We start from the raw sequence: 17,388 nt of genomic DNA on the forward strand, positions 1-17,388 counted from the left end.
GAGAAAAACGGCCTCAACCATGCAAACGCTTAATGCTCGGCGTACACTCGCTGGGAAGCGCTTGCCATAAGGCGCAAGGGCTGCGATTCCGGCCGCGATCGAACGCGGATTTGCGAATACTCAGGAGGACAATCAATGAGCTGGACTCGGGAACAGAGAAACGTCACGATCGCCGCCTATCTAGGCTGGACGCTCGACGCATTCGATTTCTTTCTGATGGTGTTCGTATTGAAAGATATCGCGCAGGAATTCAATACGGACATTCCGTCGGTCGCGGTCGCGATCATGCTGACCCTGATGATGCGCCCGCTCGGCGCATTGATTTTCGGCTGGCTCGCCGACAAATACGGCCGCCGCCCGACGCTGATGGTCAACATCGGGTGCTTCTCGTTGCTCGAACTGCTGTCCGGTCTGTCGCCCAACCTGATGACGCTGCTCGTGCTGCGCGCGCTGTTCGGTATCGCGATGGGCGGCGAATGGGGTGTCGGCGGCGCGCTGACCATGGAAACCGTGCCGCCGAAATCGCGCGGCATCGTCTCGGGTCTGCTGCAAGCCGGTTATCCGAGCGGCTATCTGCTCGCGTCGGTCGTGTTCGGCGTGTTCTATCAATACATCGGCTGGCGCGGCATGTTCTTCGTCGGCGTGCTGCCGGCGCTGCTCGTGCTGTACATTCGCGCGCACGTGCCGGAATCGCCCGCGTTCCAGACGCTCGAAAAGAAGGCACGTCCGGGCCTCGTCGCGACGCTCAGGCAGAACATCGGCCTGTCGATCTACGCGATCATCCTGATGACCGCGTTCAACTTCTTCTCGCACGGCTCGCAGGATCTGTATCCGACTTTCCTGCGCGTCCAGCTCAAGTTCGATCCGCACACGGTGTCGTGGATCACGATCATCCTGAACATCGGCGCGATCTGCGGGGGTCTGTTCTTCGGCTGGGCATCGGAGAAGATCGGCCGCAAGCGCGCGATCTTCATCGCCGCGCTGATCGCGCTGCCGGTGCTGCCGGTATGGGCGTTCTCGACCACGCCGTTTCTGCTCGCGCTCGGCGCATTCCTGATGCAGATCTCGGTGCAAGGCGCGTGGGGCGTGATTCCGGTGCACCTGAACGAAATCTCGCCCGATGAAATCCGCGCGACCTTCCCCGGGCTCGTGTACCAGCTGGGCAATCTGATCGCGTCGGTCAACGGTCCGATGCAATCGAAGATCGCCGAGATGCACGACAACAACTACGCGCTCGTGATGGCGGTCGTAATCGGCATCGTCGCGATCGTGATCTGCGCGCTGATTCCGTTCAGCCGCGAGCGCCGCGGCATCGACATGACGCAGTCCGCGCGCGAGATCGTCGGCGCGGGATCGACGGGCGGCGCGGTCGGAGGACAGCGCATATAACCGCTTCAGGCGTCCGAATGAACGCCTGGCGCCCATCAAATCGCAACACAATACGAGGCCGTTCCGATTCGCCCGGAACGGCCTTTTCATTTCCGACGCGGTATCACGAGCCGCACCTCGCAAGCCCGGCTTTCGTCGGATCTTCTAGAGGAGTTAGTCGAGCCCGCTCCTTGCTCGCACCGTTCCTCCTTTTTTATCCTGCAAAAAACGATTGTTTCAAATATCAATTTGAATCGCGTGTTTGCGAGCCGGCGGCGCCGGCAACTGGGAGACGCAACATGGCAGTTCGCACCACGGGCCGGCATGCCGGCGATACGAAGTCACGCATTCTCGACGCCGCGGAGACGCTGTTCATCGAATGCGGTTATGAGGCGCTGTCACTGCGCCAGATCACTTCGCGCGCCGAAGTCAACCTCGCGGCGGTCAACTATCACTTCGGCCACAAGGAATCGCTGATTCATTCGATGCTGTCGCGCCGGCTCGATCCGCTGAACGAGGAGCGCGTGAAGCTCATCGACCGCTTCGACGCGATGCTCGGCGCGCGCCTGAGCTGCGAGCACGTGCTCGGCGCGATGTTCATTCCGGCTCTGCGTCTGTCGCGCGATCCGCGTGTCGGCGGCAAAGCGTTTCTGCGCCTGCTCGGGCGTGCGTACACCGAGCCGTCGTCGTTCATCCGCGACTTTCTGAACGCGCATTACGAGTCGGTGGCGATGCGCTTCTTCGACGCGTTCCAGCGCGCGCTGCCGCATCTGCCGCGCGAGGAGCTCGGCTGGCGGCTGCATTTCGCGATCGGCGCGCTGTCGGGCGTGCTTGCCGGCACCGATACCGACAGCCTGATTGGCGAGTTCTCGCAAGGCAAGCCGATGAACGATCTGCGGCTGATCGCGCGCCTCGCGTCGCTGATCGTCGCCGCGCTGAAGGCGCCGCTGCCGGACGGCACGCAACTGGCCGCATTCGCGGCGGTACTCAGCGATGCGACCGACGACCACGGCGCGCTCGGCACGTTAGCTAGTGCGCACCGAGACACCAGCGGCGAGGCGGCTGCGTACGCCGCGGCATGTGACGCCTAGCGCGGCTCACAGGTGGCCCGGCGATTGCATCACCATAGAAAAGGCAGCGAGAAAATCAGCAGAGCGCGAGCGGTCCGCGCCCGTGGGACGCACTCGCCCGCAGCATCGACAGAGGAGGAAGCATCATGCCGTGGTTCATCCTGGCGCTCGTCGTCGCCGCATTCGCTCTCGTCTACGTTCAGGCGCGCGCCTCGTGGTGGCTCGCGGCGCTGATCGTCTGGGTCGCGGCCGCGCACCTGAGCGGCGCGGCCGGCCCGCTGCTGACGACCCTGCTCGCGATCGTGTTCGTGCTCCCCGCCCTGGTGCTGACGATCAAGCCGCTGCGCCGCGCATGGCTCGCGAAACCGGTGCTCGACACGTTCCGCAAGATCCTGCCTGAGATGTCGCCGACCGAGCGCGACGCGATCGAAGCCGGCACGGTGTGGTGGGACGCCGAGCTGTTCTCGGGCCGCCCGCACTGGGACACGCTGCTCGGTTACGGCCCGGCCACGCTCAGCGCCGAAGAACAGGCGTTTCTCGACGTCGAATGCGAGCAGCTGTGCGAGCTCGCGAACGACTGGGAAACCACGATGGTCTGGCAGGACCTGTCGCCGCAAACGTGGCAGTTCATCAAGCAGCACGGCTTTCTCGGCATGATCATTCCGAAGCAGTACGGCGGCAAACAGTTCTCCGCGTACGCGCATTCGCAGGTGATCATGAAGCTCGCGACGCGCTGCACGGCCGCCGCCGTCTCGGTGATGGTGCCGAACTCGCTCGGCCCCGCCGAGCTGCTGATGCACTACGGCACCGACGCGCAGAAGAACCACTATCTGCCGCGTCTCGCGCGCGGCGAGGAAATCCCCTGCTTCGCGCTGACGAGCCCGTATGCCGGTTCCGACGCCGCTGCGATTCCCGATGTCGGCATCGTCTGCAACGGCATGCACGAGGGTCGTGAGACGCTCGGATTTCGCGTCACGTGGGACAAGCGCTACATCACGCTCGGACCGATCGCGACCGTGCTCGGCCTCGCGTTCCGCGCGCTCGATCCCGACCATCTGCTCGGCGCGAATGACGAACCCGGCATCACCTGCGCGCTGATTCCGACCAACCACCCTGGCGTGAATATCGGCCGCCGTCACTGGCCGTTGAACGCGGTGTTCCAGAACGGCCCGAACTCGGGCAAGGACGTATTCATTCCGCTCGACTGGGTGATCGGCGGACGCGCGCAGGTCGGCAACGGCTGGCGCATGCTGATGGAGTGTCTGGCGGCGGGCCGCGCGATCTCGCTGCCGTCGTCGAATGTCGGGATGGCGAAGGTCGCGGTCCGCAGCACCGGCGCGTACGCGGCGATTCGCCGCCAGTTCCGCGCCGCCGTCGGCAAGTTCGAGGGCGTGCAGGAAGCGCTCGGCCGCATGGGCGGCAACCTGTACGTGATGGACGCCGCACGCCGCCTGTCCGCGCTGGCGGTCGATCTCGGCGAAAAGCCGTCGGTCATTTCGGCGATCGCCAAATATCACATCACCGAGCGCGCGCGCAGCGTCATCAACGACGGCATGGACGTCGTCGCCGGCAAGGGTATTTGCATGGGGCCGTCGAATTTTCTGGCGCGCGCGTATCAGCAGATGCCGATCTCGATCACCGTCGAAGGCGCGAACATTCTGACGCGCTGCCTGATCATCTTCGGCCAGGGCGCGATCCGCTGCCACCCGTACGTGCTGAAGGAAATGACGGCGACGCGCGAGCCCGATCGCGCGAAGGCCTTGCGCGAATTCGACGCGGCCTTCTTTGGTCACGTGAACTTCACGGTATCGACCGTGCTACGCAGCGCCGTGTATGGGCTGACCGGCGGCGCGCTGATCGCGAAGCCGCGCCGCGCGTATGCGCCGCTGCAGGCGTACTACCGCGCGGCGACCCGTCTGTCGACCGTATTCGCGCTGCTCGCCGACGTGTCGATGCTGGTGCTCGGCAGCGATCTGAAGCGCCGTGAACGCATCTCGGGACGCCTCGGCGACGTGCTGTCGCAACTGTTCCTGATCTCGGCCACGCTGAAGCGTTTCGAGGACGACGGGCGTCAGCGGGACGACCTGCCGCTCGTGCGCTGGGGCGTCGAGGATGCGCTGTACAAGGCGCAGCATGCACTCGACGGCGTGCTCGCGAACTATCCGAACCGGCTCGCCGCGACGCTCGTGCGCATGCTTGCGTTCCCGTTCGGCCTGCCGCATCGCGAGCCGTCGGACCGCCTCGGCAGCGAGATCGCCGAACTGATGCAGACGCCCGGCGCCGCGCGCGAGCGGCTCGTCGCCGATTCTTACGTGCCGCATCCCGACGTCGACGCGCTCGGCTACGGCGAGCTCGTGTTCGCGCTGAATCCGCAGTTCACGCTAATCGAGCACAAGCTGCGCGACGCGGTCAAACAGGGCCTGCTCGATCCGCTGCCGCAAAGCCTGCCGCAGTTCGTCGCATGGACCGATGCGGCGCAACGCCAGGGCCTGATCGACGCCGACGAGCGGCGCGTGCTCGACGACTACGCGCGCTACGGCGCGCAGGTCGTCAAGGTCGACGATTTCCCGGCCGATTTCGACCTGCTCGCGAGCTTGCAACAGCGCAAGCAGGCGCTCGAAAAGGCGCTGGATCTCGCGGCCTGACGCGCGCGCTCACGCAGAAAAAACTACCGACGCGGCGCGGCAAACCGTACCCGAGTCACGCAACTCAAGGCACACTGACACACGTCCGGCACCCCTGAAACATCGATGGGGCTGCCCGCGGCGCGTCCAGCGGAGCAACCGATAACATGAACGACTCCTACCTGAAGTTCGTCAACTCGCCGTTCGGCGGCCGCCTCGCGCGCTCGCTCGGCCTGCCGAAGCCCGAGGTGCTGCGACGCTACCGCGCGGACCGGCCCGAGTTCGACGGTCTGATCGCGATCGGCGCGGGCCGCGAGCCGCGTCTGTTCGACGCGCTCGCCGGTCTGATCGCCAGCATCGGCATGACGAGCGTCGCGCACGAAAGCGCCGGGCTGTGGGTGCCGCTCGCCACTCGCCACGGCCTGATGACCGGCCGCTTCGAGCCGGCCGAAGCCGGTGCGCCGGGCAAGCTCGCCGCGCTGCTGTTCGACGCGAGCGGTATCGACGACAGCAGCCAGTTCCAACCGCTGCACGGCTTTTTCCACGACACGCTGCGCTCGCTCGGCAAGTGCGGGCGCATCGTCGTGCTGGGGCGGCCGCCCGAGGCCTGCGCGCGCCCGCGTCAGTGGACCGCCCAGCGCGCGCTCGAAGGGCTCGTGCGCTCGCTCGGCAAGGAAGCGCGTCGCGGCATCACCGCGAACCTCGTGTACGTCGAGGACGGCTCGGAAAGCGCCCTCGACGCGACGCTGCGTTTCTTCCTGTCGCCGCGCTCGGCCTATGTGTCGGGTCAGGTGGTGCGGATCGCGGGCAGCCGCAACGAAGCGCCGCCGCCCCACGCGCCCGCGTTCGACTGGCGCCAGCCGCTCGCCGGGAAGCGTGCGCTCGTCACGGGCGCCGCGCGCGGCATCGGCGCTGCTATCGCGAGCGTGCTTGCGGCCGAGGGCGCGCATGTGATCGGCGTCGACGTTCCGTCCGCGCGCGACGCGCTCGATGCGACGACGCGTCAGCTGAACGGCAGCGCGCTCGCGTTCGACATCGCCGCGCCCGAAGCACCCGCGCAGATCGCAGCGGCGCTCGATGAGCTCGGCGTCGACATCGTCGTGCACAACGCCGGCATCACGAAGGACAAGACCATCGCGAGGATGACCGACGCCGCATGGCAAAGCGTGATCGACATCAATCTGAGCGCGCAGGAGCGCATCGACGACGCGCTGCTCGCGGGCGGCATCCTGCGTGATGGCGGGCGCATCGTCGCGGTGTCGTCGATCAGCGGCATCGCGGGCAATGCCGGCCAGACCAACTATGCGACCTCGAAGGCCGGCGTGATCGGCCGCGTAGAGAGCATGGCGCCGCAACTGCGCGCGCGCGGCATCACGATCAACGCGGTCGCGCCCGGCTTCATCGAAACGCAGATGACCGCGAAGATTCCGCTCGCGCTCCGCGAGGCCGGCCGCCGCATGAACTCGATGAGCCAGGGCGGCCAGCCGGTCGACGTCGCGCAAACCATCGCGTGGCTCGCGCATCCGGGCTCGGCCGGCGTGACGGGCCAGGTCGTGCGCGTGTGCGGTCAAAGCCTGATCGGCGCCTGAACGGGAGCATGGGCATGGACGAACCGCGTGATCCGTTCGGCAGCCGTCATCTCGCACCCGCGCCGGGCGGCGACGGCGCGCGGCCGAAAACCGTCGTGATCGAAACGCTGCCCGCGCCGGCGAAACTGTACGGGCGCGCGCTGACGGGCATCGTCAAGCGCGGCCGCGAATCGCGGCTGCCGCCGTTGCGGCTCGTGCGCCCCGCCGTCGTGCTCGAGCCCGGCCCCGCGTGGCGCTATGCGCGCGTGTGCGGCTTCATTCCCGAGCACGGCGTGCCGCTCACCTACCCGCATCTGCTGGCGTTTCCGCTGCATCTGCTGATGCTGACCGACCCCGCGTTTCCGTGGCCCGCGCTCGGTCTCGTGCATCTGGCCAATCACGTGCGGCTGCGCCGGCCGCTCGCCTACAAGGATCTGTTGCGCATCGAGGTCGAATTCGGCGCGCTGCTGCGTCACGACAAGGGCCAGGCGTTCGTCGTGCATACGCGCATCTATCGACGCGGCGAGGCGGTGTGGGACGGCGACAGCATCTATCTGAAGCGCGCGGTGCCGGCGCTCGGCCATCCGCTCGAAGCGCTGACGCTCGGCCCCGACGCGCTGCAACGGATCGCGCGCTGGCAGCTCGCGCCGCAACTGGGCCGCGACTACGCGAGCGTGTCCGGCGACTACAACCCGATCCACCTCAGCGCGTTGTCGGCGAAGGCGTTCGGCTTTCCGCGCGCGATCGCGCATGGCATGTGGACGCTTGCGCGCGCCGCGTCGTCGCTGCAGCCGCCCAAGCCGCTCGCCGAAGCGACGCTCGCCGCCGAGTTCAAGCTGCCGATGCTGCTGCCCGGCGAAGCGTCGCTGTGGAGCGCCTCGCCTTCGCTGATCGAGCGCGATCTCGAGGTGCGCGATATCACCGGGGTCAAGCCGCATTTGCGCGCGCGCATGCAGTGGCGGCTGCTGTGAGCCGCGAGCGCGCCGTTCGTAGCGTTTGCATCGTTTGCTTCCACCAATAATCTGGGTACGACCCAAGGAGCCGAGCATGTCCCACCCGCAACCCGCCGTGCGCCGCGTCGCCGTCATCGGGGGCAACCGGATTCCGTTTGCGCGCTTGAACACCGCGTACGCGAGCGCATCGAATCAGGACATGCTGACCTTCACGCTGCAAGGGCTGGTCGATCGCTACGACCTGCACGGCGTGCGTCTCGGCGAAGTCGCGGCGGGCGCGGTGATCAAGCATTCGCGCGACTTCAACCTGACGCGCGAGTCCGTGCTGTCCACCACGCTCGCGAAGGAAACCCCCGCCTACGACGTGCAGCAGGCCTGCGGCACCGGCCTCGAAACCGCGATCCTCGTCGCCAATAAGATCGCGCTCGGGCAGATCGACGCGGGCATCGCGGGCGGCGTCGATACCACGTCCGATGCGCCGATCGGCGTCAACGAGCGGATGCGCAAGATCCTGCTAGAAGCGAATCGCGGCAAAAGCACCGGGCAACGTGTTGCCGCGCTCAGCAGGCTGCGGCCCGGCATGTTCTTCAAGCCGCTGTTGCCGCGCAACGTCGAGCCGCGCACGGGGCTGTCGATGGGCGAGCATTGCGAGCTGATGGCCAAGCGCTGGAACATCTCGCGCGAGGCGCAGGACGTGCTCGCGTACGAGAGCCATCGCAAGCTCGCCGATGCGTACGCGCGCGGCTTCGTCAACGATCTGATGACGCCGTACAAAGGCCTCGCGCGCGACAACAACCTGCGCGCCGACCTGTCGCTCGAAAAGCTTTCGAATCTGAAGCCGGTGTTCGACCGCGATGCCGGCACGCTGACCGCCGGCAACACGACGCCGCTGACCGACGGCGCATCCGCGGTACTGCTCGCGAGCGAAGCATGGGCGGCCGAGCGCGGCTTGCCGGTGCTCGCGTATCTGAGCTGGTCGGAAACCGCGGCGGTCGACTTTTTCGACAAGCAGGAAGGCCTGTTGATGGCGCCCGCCTACGCGGTGCCGCGCATGCTCACGCGCGCCGGCCTCGCGTTGCAGGACTTCGATCTCTATGAAATCCACGAAGCGTTCGCGGCCCAGGTGTTGTGCACGCTCGCGGCATGGCAGGATGACGAATATTGCCGCACGCAGCTTGGCCTCGCCGGCGCGCTCGGGTCGATCGATCGCACCAAGCTCAACGTGAACGGCGGTTCGCTCGCGACCGGCCATCCGTTCGCGGCGACGGGCGGACGTATCGTCGCCGCGCTCGCGAAGATGCTCGCGCAACTCGACAAACCGGCTGGCGGCGCACGCGGGCTGATCTCGATCTGCGCGGCGGGCGGCCAGGGGGTCGTCGCGATTCTGGAACGCTAGCGCGGCAGCGGATACCAACATCTCAGGAGCAACCGATGATCGAGCCCACCGCCCAAGCGCCGCAGCACGTGCCGGATGCAGGAAGCGCTCGTGCGCCAAACCCGGCGCCAAGCCCCGCGCCGAACACCGACGGCATCTGGTACGCGTCCTACCCGGACGACGTGCCGCGCGACATCGACGTCACGCAATACGAATCGCTCGATCAGTTCTTCGACGAATGCACCGCGCAGTTCCGCGAGCGCGTCGCGTACGTCAGCGTCGGCGCGAGCCTGACGTACGGCGAGCTGGCCCGCAAGGCGAGCGCGTTCGCGGCCTACCTGCAAAGCATCGGCGTGGAGCCCGGCGAGCGCGTCGCGGTCATGCTGCCGAACACGTTCCAGTATCCGGTCGCGCTGTTCGGCACGATCAAGGCGGGGGCCGTAGTCGTCAACGTGAATCCGCTCTACACGGTGCGCGAACTCGCGCACCAGCTAAAGGACAGCGGCGCGCAGACGATCGTCGTGTTCGAAAACTTCGCGAAGACGCTCGAAGACGCGTTGCCCGGCACCAGGGTGCGCAACGTGATCGTGACCGGCCTCGGCGATCTGCTCGCCGACGGCGTGAATTTGAAGGGCCACCTGCTCAATTTCATGCTGCGTCACGTGAAAAAGATGGTGCCCGCGTACCAGCTGCCGCAGGCTGTGCCGCTGCTCAAAGCGCTTTCGATCGGTTACGCGCGGCCGCACACGCCGGTGCGCGCGAGCCACGAAGACATTGCGTTCCTGCAATACACGGGCGGCACCACCGGCGTCGCGAAAGGCGCGATGCTCACGCACCGGAACATCATCGCCAATCTGCTGCAGGCGAAGGCGTGGGCCGCGGGGCAACTGTCCGGCGAAGGAGAAACGGTGCTCACGCCGCTGCCGCTTTATCACATCTACTCGCTGACCGTGAACGCGCTGATCTTCATGGGGCTCGGCGGGCGCAACATCCTGATCGCGAATCCGCGCGACATGAAGCGCGTGATGATGATCCTGCGTCACGAAAAATTCACCGGCATGACCGCGGTCAACACGCTCTATAACGCGTTCCTCGACAACGAGGAATTTTGCCGGCGCGACTTCTCGGACCTCAAGCTCGCGATGGCGGGCGGCATGGCGACGCAGAAGAGCGTCGCGGAGCGCTTCAAGGCGGTGACGGGCAAGCCGATCGTCGAAGGCTACGGGCTGACCGAGTGCTCGCCGATCGTGTCGATGAATCCGGTCGATCTGCGCGACTTCGAAGGCTCGATCGGCTTGCCCGCGCCGTCCACGCAGGTGCGCTTCAGGAAAGACGACGGCAGCTGGGCCAATATCGGCGAGGCGGGCGAGCTGTGCGTGAAGGGCCCGCAGGTGATGAAGGGCTACTGGAACCGCCCCGACGAAACCGCGAAGGTGATCGACGACGACGGCTGGCTCGCAACCGGCGACATCGGCGTCATGGACTCGCGCGGCTTTATCCGTCTGATCGATCGCAAGAAGGACATGATCCTCGTGTCGGGCTTCAACGTGTATCCGAACGAAATCGAGGATGTGATCGCCGCGCATCCGGACGTGCGCGAAGTGGCGGCGATCGGCGTGCCCGATCCCGCGCAGGGCGAGCGCGTGAAGGTGTTCATCGTGCGGCGTACGCCGACACTGACCGCCGAGCAGGTGATCGCGTACTGCCGCAAAAATCTGACTGGCTACAAGGTGCCGAAGCTCGTGGAGTTTCGCGACGAGCTGCCGCAAACCAATGTCGGCAAAATTCTGCGCCGTGCGTTGCGCGACGAGGAACTCGCGAAACAGGGGTCTGCCTGACGGGAATAAACATTGCTTCAATGCGTTATAGCTTTGTTGCTTGGCGTTATTGCCTTGCATGTTGCATGAGCGGCCGCGTCACTTTCTGGAGCAATTCATGAAGCACCGCATGTCCGCCCGTTCGCATCGTCTGCGACCCCGCTTGCGACCCCGCTTGCGACCCCGCTTGCTGCCGGGTGCGCTGCTCGTCATGCTCGCCCTGCTTTCGGGACCGATGGCGTTCGCGCAGAACGACGACCGTCCGCCCCCGCTCGACACCGCGAGCGCCGTCAAGCCGCCCACCACGCCGCCCGCGCAGGTCGGCAAGCTGACGCTCGACCAGCAGGTCAAATGGCTGCGCGCCGCGCAGCAAAGCGGCACGCTCGAAAAACTCGACGACGCGCAACTGGTCGCGCTGTTCAAGTCGCTCGATCCGCTGACGCTGCCACGCTATATCAAGGAAGGTCCGAACGGCTACCCGTCGTACGAATTCACGATGTCGCGCTCCGAGCGCATTCGCGGCATCTGGCCCGACAAGCCCGATCACATGCTCGTGCGCGTCGCGCACGACCCGCTGCGCATCTACGCCAAGTGGCTGCCCGACGGCGCGCACGCGGGCCAGGAAATCATCTATGACGAGTCGAAACGCAGCGACGAAACGTTCGGCCACCTCGGCGGCATCATGAACGTGATGCCGTTGTGGACGTCGCTGACCGGCGCGCTCGCACGCTCGCAATCGAATCACAGCGTGCGCGATCTCGGCACCGAGTACGTGGCCGACCAATACCTGAATGAAGGGAAAAAATACAGCCAGACCGGTTTGCCGCGTTCGGTGCAGATCGAAGTGAAGACGATCGACGATGTGCGCGTCGTCGCGTTCACGTTCGAAACACCGGTCGGCCAGCCGCAGTTCTACGCGAAAAAGGAAACGCTCGGGCTCGATTTGCGGCATCCGTTCTTTCGCACCATCGAGTCTTATGACAACGACGGCAAGATTTTCGAGCAGATCGTGTTCGAGAGCATCACGCCGAAGACGTTCGACGATTCGACCTTCGATCCGAACAACAAGGACTATAAGTTCTAGCCGGGTTTTAGCCGCGCCCGCTGCGCGGCGTCAGCGCGAAGGCCACGTGGGCGGGTTGCTGATGCAGCCCCTCGCGCGCTTCGTGACGATGCTCGACGAAGCGTCCGGTGCGCAGCGCGAGGTGTTGCAGCACGAAGTAGTCGGACGCGCGCGTGAAGCCGATCAGCGCGGGCATCGCGTGCGGGGTCCGGCCGCCGTCTAGCAGGGGCGCGAGGGTGGTGAACCACAGCGCGCCGGCATCGTCGCCGGTTTCGAAGGTCGGCAACCGCAGGTGCGCGGCATAGCGCGCGAACGACGCGCCGCATTCGAGCGTCGAGTCGACGATCGCGAACGCGCGCGCATCGTCGGCGCACGCGGCGGCTCGCGCCAGCCACGGCCATGCGCCGCCCGCCGCCGTCGCGAGCCATGCACCGGTGAGCATGAAAGTGCGTCGATCCATTGGCGTGTACGTTCCATTCACTCGTTGTTCATGCGCTTGTTCATGTATAGCCTCGCCGGTCGCGCCACGCCGCCGGCCAGATGCCCTGCTTGCCCGGCGCGAGAATGCCGTTCGGGTCGAGCGCATCCTTCAGCGTTTCCGCGAAGCGCAGCGACGCACCGTCGTTGAAGCTGTATTGCGCGGCCGCGAAATCCATATACGCGAGATGCGCGCGGTATTCGCCGTAGCCGGCCGCGCGCGCGTCGCTCATCAGCGAGCGCAGCAGTTCGCCGGCCTGCTCCACCTGGTTCGCGTCGTTGCGGTCGAAAATCGCCGCGAAAATGTGATGCAGATGCCGCGTACCTGCCGTGAAGCCGCCGTAGTAGTCGAAGCCGTATTCGGCGGCGCGTGCTTTGACCATCGTGTACTGGCGCATCGCGTCGCGCCCGGTCGCCGGACAGATCGGCGCGAAGTCGACGTGCGCACCCGCGCCGCCGCGCCAGTCGAGCATGCGAAACGCCGTCATCGCGGGAATGCCGGCCATGTTGCGGTCGCCGCCGCCGCTCGGCTGCGCGTCGCCCGCATAACGCGCCGCCGCGAGCCGCGCATCCGGCACCCGCGCGAACGCGCGTTCGATCAGCGCGTAGCGCGCGTCGATCAGTCCGGGCGTGCCGTATAGCGCGAAATGAAGGTTCCAGCGGCCGACGCCGAGTTTGTCGAGCATCGCCTGCACCGCGCTCTCGGGCATCGCGCCCGCGCCGACGTACCACTGCCGGCGTGGCGACAGGCCCGCCGCGCGCCGCAAGCCGCCCTCGATCACCGCGTGATTGCGGATCGTGCCGTCGAGCCGCAACGGCCGCAGAGTCTCGACGATCGCCTCCAGATCGGCCTCGCGGCGAAACTGGATTTCGCCGAGCAGATACGCGGGCGGTGCGGGCATCAGCCACACGCCGAGCTTGGTCACGATGCCGTAGTTCGACTGCATGAACAGCGCATCGAACGACGGCCCGTAGCCCGGCTGATACAGCTGCCACGCCGTGCCGATCTCGACGCCGCCCATGCCGGTGCGCAGCAGGTCGCCGTTGGCGAGCATCACCTCCATCCCGCATTGCGCGGCCGCGTGGTCGCCGTAGTCGGTATAGCCGAAGCCGCGCTCGAGCGTATTGCCGACCACGCTGCCCCAGCCGGCGGCCGGTGGATCGACCCACAGCTTGTAGCCCCTGTCGCGCAGATGCGCGTACAGATCGAAATAGCTGACGCCGGGTTCGACCAGCGCATAGGCGAGCGTTTCGTTGACTTCGAGAATGCGGTTCATGCGCTGCAAGTCGAGCACGACCGACCCGGTCAGACGCGGCGCGGCGCCGCCGTACGCGAAGTTGCGCCCGGTCGACACCGTCCACAGTGGAATCCGGTACTGATTGGCGATGCGCAGCACCGCGCGGATTTCATCGACCGACGCGGGCAGCACAGCGGCGCTCGCGGCAAACGCGGCCGGCTCCCCGGGCGCGAACGGATCGATATAGACGGCGAGGCCGGCGTCGGAACCCAGCACGTGCGCGTCCCCGACGATCGCGCGCCAGCCGGCAAGCGCACGGTCGAACTGCGCGGCGGTCAGGTTGGGCGGCAGCGGCTGGGGCAAGGCGTCTCCTTGTCGGTCGGGTAAGCCGAGGGTGCGGTCCCGCATGGCAGCAGCCATGCGTGCGTGGCCGCCAACGGCCTTTACGACACGCTACCGCGCGCTACTGCTGCCACGTCTCTGGCTTACCGCCGAGGTCGCTGCAAACGTCGATCGCGATCTCGCGCAGCTTGCCTTCCGCGATCGCGCCGGACAGCGCGTAGCCCATGCGGTCGCTGATCCAGTAGAAGGTGCGGCGGTTGCCGTCGCGAAACAGGCGGAACGCGGTTTCGTCGCGCGTGACGCCCGTCACGTACAGCGTCAGGCGCGCGCCGTCCTGGTTTTCGTACATGAACTGCGCGGCCGGCCCGGCCTCGCCGGGCAGCAGCCGGCCGCCCACCAGCGAATAACCATACTCCTGCAGCGACGGCACCGACAGCGGACGATTCAGCCGCTTCGACAGCCACGCGATCAGATGCGCCTCTTCGCTCGCCGCGACTTCGACCGGATGACGCCGCTCCGGCGAGTACACCGCGTACGCGACATCCGCGCGCTGCGCAAAACCGGGCGGCTGGCCGCCGAAGCCGCTCCACGCGCCGCCGCTCAGCCGCGGCGCGAGCGGGCCGAGCACCAGCGCGAGCCCCGCGCCGGCCGCGAGCCAGCAGGCGGCGAGACCCGCGCGCTGCCACCACGGCCGCGCACGCCGCACCACGATAAAGGCCGGCTCCTCCGCCTCCGCGGGCTGGCTGCGGGCGTAGCGTCGCTCGCCCGATTCAGCGGCTTGCTGCTCAAAGTCGGCCCCGTGCCCCGCTTGCGCTTGCCATGCATCGCTGCCCGGCACGCCGCACAGCGCGCGCAGCGCCGCCTTCTGCGCGCGCCACGCCGCGACGCGCGCGGCGGCCTGCGGATGCTGGCGAAGCTGAGTTTCGACCGCGGCGCGCTGCTCATCCGTCAATTCGCCGTCGACATAAGCCGACAGCGAGCGCAGATCGGGCTCGTCGGGCAATCCGGATTCGGGGTTATCGTTGTTCATTATCGGTTTCTCACCACTTTCAGCGGCGCTGCTTTGTGCGCCGTCCGCGGCGCACGGGGCTGCGGTCCGTGCATTGGCCCCGGTGGCTCCTCGCACAGCAACGCGCGCATATGCTCGCGCGCCCGCGACAGCCGCGACATCACTGTACCGATCGGCACCCCCAATGCACTCGATGCCTCCTGGTACGACAATTCCTCCACGCACACCAGCAGCAGCACTTCACGCTGCTCGAGTGGCAGGCAGTACAGCGCGCGCTGCACGTCGCGCAGTACCAGACCGTCGACCTCGCCGTGCGGCGCCTCGAGATTGCGCCACGGCGCGCTTTCCTCGTCGACGGCGATCTCGCGCCGCCCGCGCAGTTGGTCTATATACAGATGCCGCAGGATCGTCAGCAACCACGCGCGCAGGTTGCTGTTCGGCCGGAATGCCGACCAGCGCGCAAGCGCGCGCTCCGCCGTATCCTGAACGAGATCGTCGGCCCAGGCGCGGTCGCCCGTCAGTGCGCGCGCATAGCGGCGCAGCTGGGGCAGCCACGCGATCACTTCCGATTCGAAGGTCACCCGGTGTGCCAGGCCCGGTCGCGGCTCTAGTAGCCGCCGCTGCTGTTGCTGTTGCCGCTCGAACTCGACGCGGCGTTGTCGGTGTCGGCCGCGTGAGCAAGGGAGCCGCACGCGAGCGCGAGCAGGACGAAGAGCGCTGACAGAATACGGGATGCTTTCATCATGTTGAATCTCCTCACGGATGCCCAGCGCGCGATCGACCGACGGGCGCGGCGGGCGGTGGGCGGCAGGCCGCGCAGTGCGGTGCTGCCATACTGGGCTTAACGCTGCGACCGCCTGGTTTATTCCACCGCGGTCGTGGCGCCGTGTCGCTGCGCTGCGGTTGCGCTGCTTTCTCCGAAATTTTTGGCTTTTTTCGGGCGCTTCGACGCCGCCGCGGGTGCTCGCGCAGCACACCACTATGTTCTTCCTTTTCCGCCAACCTTGCCGGCAATGCCTGGAGAGACCGGAAGAAGACGCCATTGACCAGCAGATTCGTAACTCAACGTTACAGTCTCGCGGTATCGGATGCTTATGGGCTCACAAGCCGTTATAGTGGACGAAGTTCGCCCCGTCGACGCGTGCTGCCCCGCCTGGAACAGAAAGGGTAGAATCGCGGCGAACCACCGTCTATCTAACCTGAATTGTCCATGGCTTCCGCAGAATCGCATCCGCAAAACGACTTCATGAACGCCGCGCGCAAGGAACGAAAGCGCGTCGAGATCTATCTGGTCAACGGCATCCGCCTGACCGGATGCATCGAGTCGTTCGATCAGTACCTGGTGATGCTGCGCACGCCGGTTGGCCTGCAAGGCATCTACAAGCGCGCGATCTCCACGATCCAGCTCGATACCGGCACGCGGCCGGCGCCGCGCACGGGCCGAACGTCGCATGGCGAACATGGCGCGCGCGGTCCGCATGGTTCGCGCGAACATCGCGAGCCGCGCGAGGGACGTGAACCGTATGGCGCGCCGGCGGCGGAACGCGCGCCGGGCGAGCGCAGCGGCAACTCCGAGGGCCCGGTCGTTGTCACGCGGCGGCGGCGTCTATTCGGCACGGGCGGCGAAGGCGGCAATCATGGCGGCAACCACGGCAGCGGCAGCCCCGGCGGCAATCAGGAATAAATACGAAGAAGCGGTAACGCCCGCGCCTCGCTAGTCCGCTGACAGACCGAGGCGCTGCAGAATTTTCTCCAGTTGGATCAGCTGCCGCTCGGTCAGCTCGAAACTCCCCTTGACCGCCAGCACGCGGCGCCGCCAGTAGCCGGCGTCGAACAGGTGCAGCGCCGGTTGCCGCGTCGCCCAATCCAGGTGTTCCAGTTCGGCGTCCACGACGTGAGCTGCGAGCACTCGTCGCGTAGTCGCCGGCTTTTTCCCGTTCATGTGGTTCGCTGTCTGATCGATCGATGGAGGTGTCGCTTGCGGCAAAAGCGCGGCTCAAACGCGGCTCAAGCGCGCCAGGGACACTCGGAGAACGAATCGATGCGGGCCGGTTTCAAACGACGCGCCTGCGCGATTCGGCCGACGTTCGTCGATAGCCGCAATGCGCTATGCTGAATTATTGATCCTCTACCGATGGAGCGCGCCATGACCAGCAAAAGCCAGCATGCCTCCCGGCCTGCGCGCACGCGCCGGACACCACCGACGTCCGCCGACACGCGGCTCGATGAAGCGCTGATGGAAAGCTTTCCCGCCAGCGATCCGATCGCCGTCGATGTGACGGAGCCGTTTCGCGAGCGGATGCGCAAGACTCAGGCGGATACGCGCAAGCGCCATTGAAGTCGCGCCGTCTTGGGTCGCACGGCGGCGCGGCAGCCAGCCATCGTGGCTTGCGAACAATGTCGAGTGGAAATGCCGAAAAGCCCGGCGGCCAGAGTGCGAGGCGCGGGTTGGCAGGTGCGGAAAGCACCCATCAGACTTAACGA

16 protein-coding genes are annotated in these 17,388 nt (G+C 66.5%); 10 read left to right on the plus strand and 6 right to left on the minus strand.

All coding sequences use genetic code 11. The features are described from left to right. Positions 1–135 precede the first annotated feature (135 nt). The 8 genes from QFZ91_RS08925 (at position 136) to QFZ91_RS08960 (ending at position 11,859) form a co-directional block, all read left to right on the plus strand. On the plus strand, positions 136–1,389 hold the full coding sequence (locus tag QFZ91_RS08925) for an MFS transporter (RefSeq protein WP_429567016.1): 1,254 nt from the start codon (positions 136–138) through the stop codon (positions 1,387–1,389). A gap of 278 nt (positions 1,390–1,667) precedes the next feature. After that, positions 1,668–2,459: a TetR/AcrR family transcriptional regulator gene (locus tag QFZ91_RS08930; RefSeq protein WP_429567017.1), complete on the plus strand. Its 792-nt coding sequence runs from the start codon at positions 1,668–1,670 to the stop codon at positions 2,457–2,459. Positions 2,460–2,584: 125 nt separating this feature from the next. Then, complete coding sequence (locus QFZ91_RS08935) at positions 2,585–5,083, plus strand: acyl-CoA dehydrogenase (protein WP_429567018.1); 2,499 nt, start codon at positions 2,585–2,587, stop codon at positions 5,081–5,083. 146 nt (positions 5,084–5,229) lie between these two features. Continuing rightward, positions 5,230–6,651, plus strand: coding sequence for a 3-oxoacyl-ACP reductase (locus QFZ91_RS08940; protein ID WP_429567019.1), 1,422 nt, complete (start codon positions 5,230–5,232; stop codon positions 6,649–6,651). Between the two features lie 14 nt (positions 6,652–6,665). Continuing rightward, entirely contained in the window at positions 6,666–7,601 is a 936-nt protein-coding gene (locus QFZ91_RS08945) for a MaoC/PaaZ C-terminal domain-containing protein (protein ID WP_429567020.1), read from the plus strand. 76 nt (positions 7,602–7,677) lie between these two features. Further along, positions 7,678–8,979 carry an acetyl-CoA C-acetyltransferase gene (locus tag QFZ91_RS08950; protein ID WP_429567021.1) on the plus strand — a complete coding sequence of 434 codons (1,302 nt, stop codon included), beginning with the start codon at positions 7,678–7,680 and terminating at the stop codon, positions 8,977–8,979. Positions 8,980–9,014: 35 nt separating this feature from the next. After that, positions 9,015–10,796, plus strand: a complete 1,782-nt coding sequence (locus QFZ91_RS08955; protein WP_429567022.1) for an AMP-binding protein — start codon at positions 9,015–9,017, stop codon at positions 10,794–10,796. Positions 10,797–10,893: 97 nt separating this feature from the next. Continuing rightward, the gene (locus QFZ91_RS08960; protein ID WP_429567023.1) at positions 10,894–11,859 is read left to right on the plus strand and encodes a DUF1571 domain-containing protein; all 966 of its coding nucleotides are present in this window, start codon (positions 10,894–10,896) and stop codon (positions 11,857–11,859) included. A 7-nt stretch (positions 11,860–11,866) separates the two neighbouring features. On the opposite strand, the gene QFZ91_RS08965 is transcribed toward QFZ91_RS08960, so the two are convergent. The 5 genes from QFZ91_RS08965 to QFZ91_RS08985 form a co-directional block, all read right to left on the minus strand. After that, on the minus strand, positions 11,867–12,298 hold the full coding sequence (locus QFZ91_RS08965; RefSeq protein WP_429567024.1) for a hypothetical protein: 432 nt from the start codon (positions 12,296–12,298) through the stop codon (positions 11,867–11,869). 40 nt (positions 12,299–12,338) lie between these two features. Continuing rightward, entirely contained in the window at positions 12,339–13,916 is a 1,578-nt protein-coding gene (locus QFZ91_RS08970; RefSeq protein ID WP_429567025.1) for an FAD-binding protein, read from the minus strand. A 100-nt stretch (positions 13,917–14,016) separates the two neighbouring features. Then, positions 14,017–14,925 carry a zf-HC2 domain-containing protein gene (locus QFZ91_RS08975; protein WP_429567026.1) on the minus strand — a complete coding sequence of 303 codons (909 nt, stop codon included), beginning with the start codon at positions 14,923–14,925 and terminating at the stop codon, positions 14,017–14,019. Further along, positions 14,925–15,485 carry a sigma-70 family RNA polymerase sigma factor gene (locus QFZ91_RS08980; protein ID WP_429567027.1) on the minus strand — a complete coding sequence of 187 codons (561 nt, stop codon included), beginning with the start codon at positions 15,483–15,485 and terminating at the stop codon, positions 14,925–14,927. The genes QFZ91_RS08975 and QFZ91_RS08980 overlap by 1 nt, the downstream gene beginning before the upstream one ends. Before the next feature lie 26 nt (positions 15,486–15,511). Continuing rightward, positions 15,512–15,649, minus strand: a complete 138-nt coding sequence (locus tag QFZ91_RS08985) for a hypothetical protein (protein WP_176108899.1) — start codon at positions 15,647–15,649, stop codon at positions 15,512–15,514. A gap of 465 nt (positions 15,650–16,114) precedes the next feature. Here QFZ91_RS08985 and hfq point away from each other — a divergent pair, with 465 nt between their 5' ends. Next, entirely contained in the window at positions 16,115–16,588 is a 474-nt protein-coding gene (hfq, locus tag QFZ91_RS08990; protein ID WP_176108900.1) for an RNA chaperone Hfq, read from the plus strand. A 30-nt stretch (positions 16,589–16,618) separates the two neighbouring features. Here the strand turns inward: hfq and QFZ91_RS08995 are convergent, their stop codons facing one another. Then, positions 16,619–16,846: a hypothetical protein gene (locus QFZ91_RS08995; protein WP_429567028.1), complete on the minus strand. Its 228-nt coding sequence runs from the start codon at positions 16,844–16,846 to the stop codon at positions 16,619–16,621. Between the two features lie 204 nt (positions 16,847–17,050). Here QFZ91_RS08995 and QFZ91_RS09000 point away from each other — a divergent pair, with 204 nt between their 5' ends. Then, a complete protein-coding gene (locus QFZ91_RS09000) occupies positions 17,051–17,242 on the plus strand; it encodes a hypothetical protein (protein ID WP_018432239.1) in 192 nt (63 codons plus the stop codon). Positions 17,243–17,388 lie beyond the last annotated feature (146 nt).

Source organism: Paraburkholderia sp. JPY419 (assembly GCF_050435705.1).
Lineage (GTDB): Bacteria > Pseudomonadota > Gammaproteobacteria > Burkholderiales > Burkholderiaceae > Paraburkholderia > Paraburkholderia youngii.

Bases quoted from the DNA above. Each gene is read 5' to 3' on its own strand.
- QFZ91_RS08985 (WP_176108899.1), bottom strand. From the start codon at position 15,649: ATGATGAAAGCATCCCGTATTCTGTCAGCGCTCTTCGTCCTGCTCGCG.
- QFZ91_RS08930 (WP_429567017.1), top strand. From the start codon at position 1,668: ATGGCAGTTCGCACCACGGGCCGGCATGCCGGCGATACGAAGTCACGC.
- QFZ91_RS08945 (WP_429567020.1), top strand. From the start codon at position 6,666: ATGGACGAACCGCGTGATCCGTTCGGCAGCCGTCATCTCGCACCCGCG.
- QFZ91_RS09000 (WP_018432239.1), top strand. From the start codon at position 17,051: ATGACCAGCAAAAGCCAGCATGCCTCCCGGCCTGCGCGCACGCGCCGG.
- QFZ91_RS08955 (WP_429567022.1), top strand. From the start codon at position 9,015: ATGATCGAGCCCACCGCCCAAGCGCCGCAGCACGTGCCGGATGCAGGA.
- hfq (WP_176108900.1), top strand. From the start codon at position 16,115: ATGGCTTCCGCAGAATCGCATCCGCAAAACGACTTCATGAACGCCGCG.
- QFZ91_RS08965 (WP_429567024.1), bottom strand. From the start codon at position 12,298: ATGGATCGACGCACTTTCATGCTCACCGGTGCATGGCTCGCGACGGCG.
- QFZ91_RS08925 (WP_429567016.1), top strand. From the start codon at position 136: ATGAGCTGGACTCGGGAACAGAGAAACGTCACGATCGCCGCCTATCTA.
- QFZ91_RS08940 (WP_429567019.1), top strand. From the start codon at position 5,230: ATGAACGACTCCTACCTGAAGTTCGTCAACTCGCCGTTCGGCGGCCGC.
- QFZ91_RS08950 (WP_429567021.1), top strand. From the start codon at position 7,678: ATGTCCCACCCGCAACCCGCCGTGCGCCGCGTCGCCGTCATCGGGGGC.
- QFZ91_RS08975 (WP_429567026.1), bottom strand. From the start codon at position 14,925: ATGAACAACGATAACCCCGAATCCGGATTGCCCGACGAGCCCGATCTG.
- QFZ91_RS08995 (WP_429567028.1), bottom strand. From the start codon at position 16,846: ATGAACGGGAAAAAGCCGGCGACTACGCGACGAGTGCTCGCAGCTCAC.
- QFZ91_RS08935 (WP_429567018.1), top strand. From the start codon at position 2,585: ATGCCGTGGTTCATCCTGGCGCTCGTCGTCGCCGCATTCGCTCTCGTC.
- QFZ91_RS08960 (WP_429567023.1), top strand. From the start codon at position 10,894: ATGAAGCACCGCATGTCCGCCCGTTCGCATCGTCTGCGACCCCGCTTG.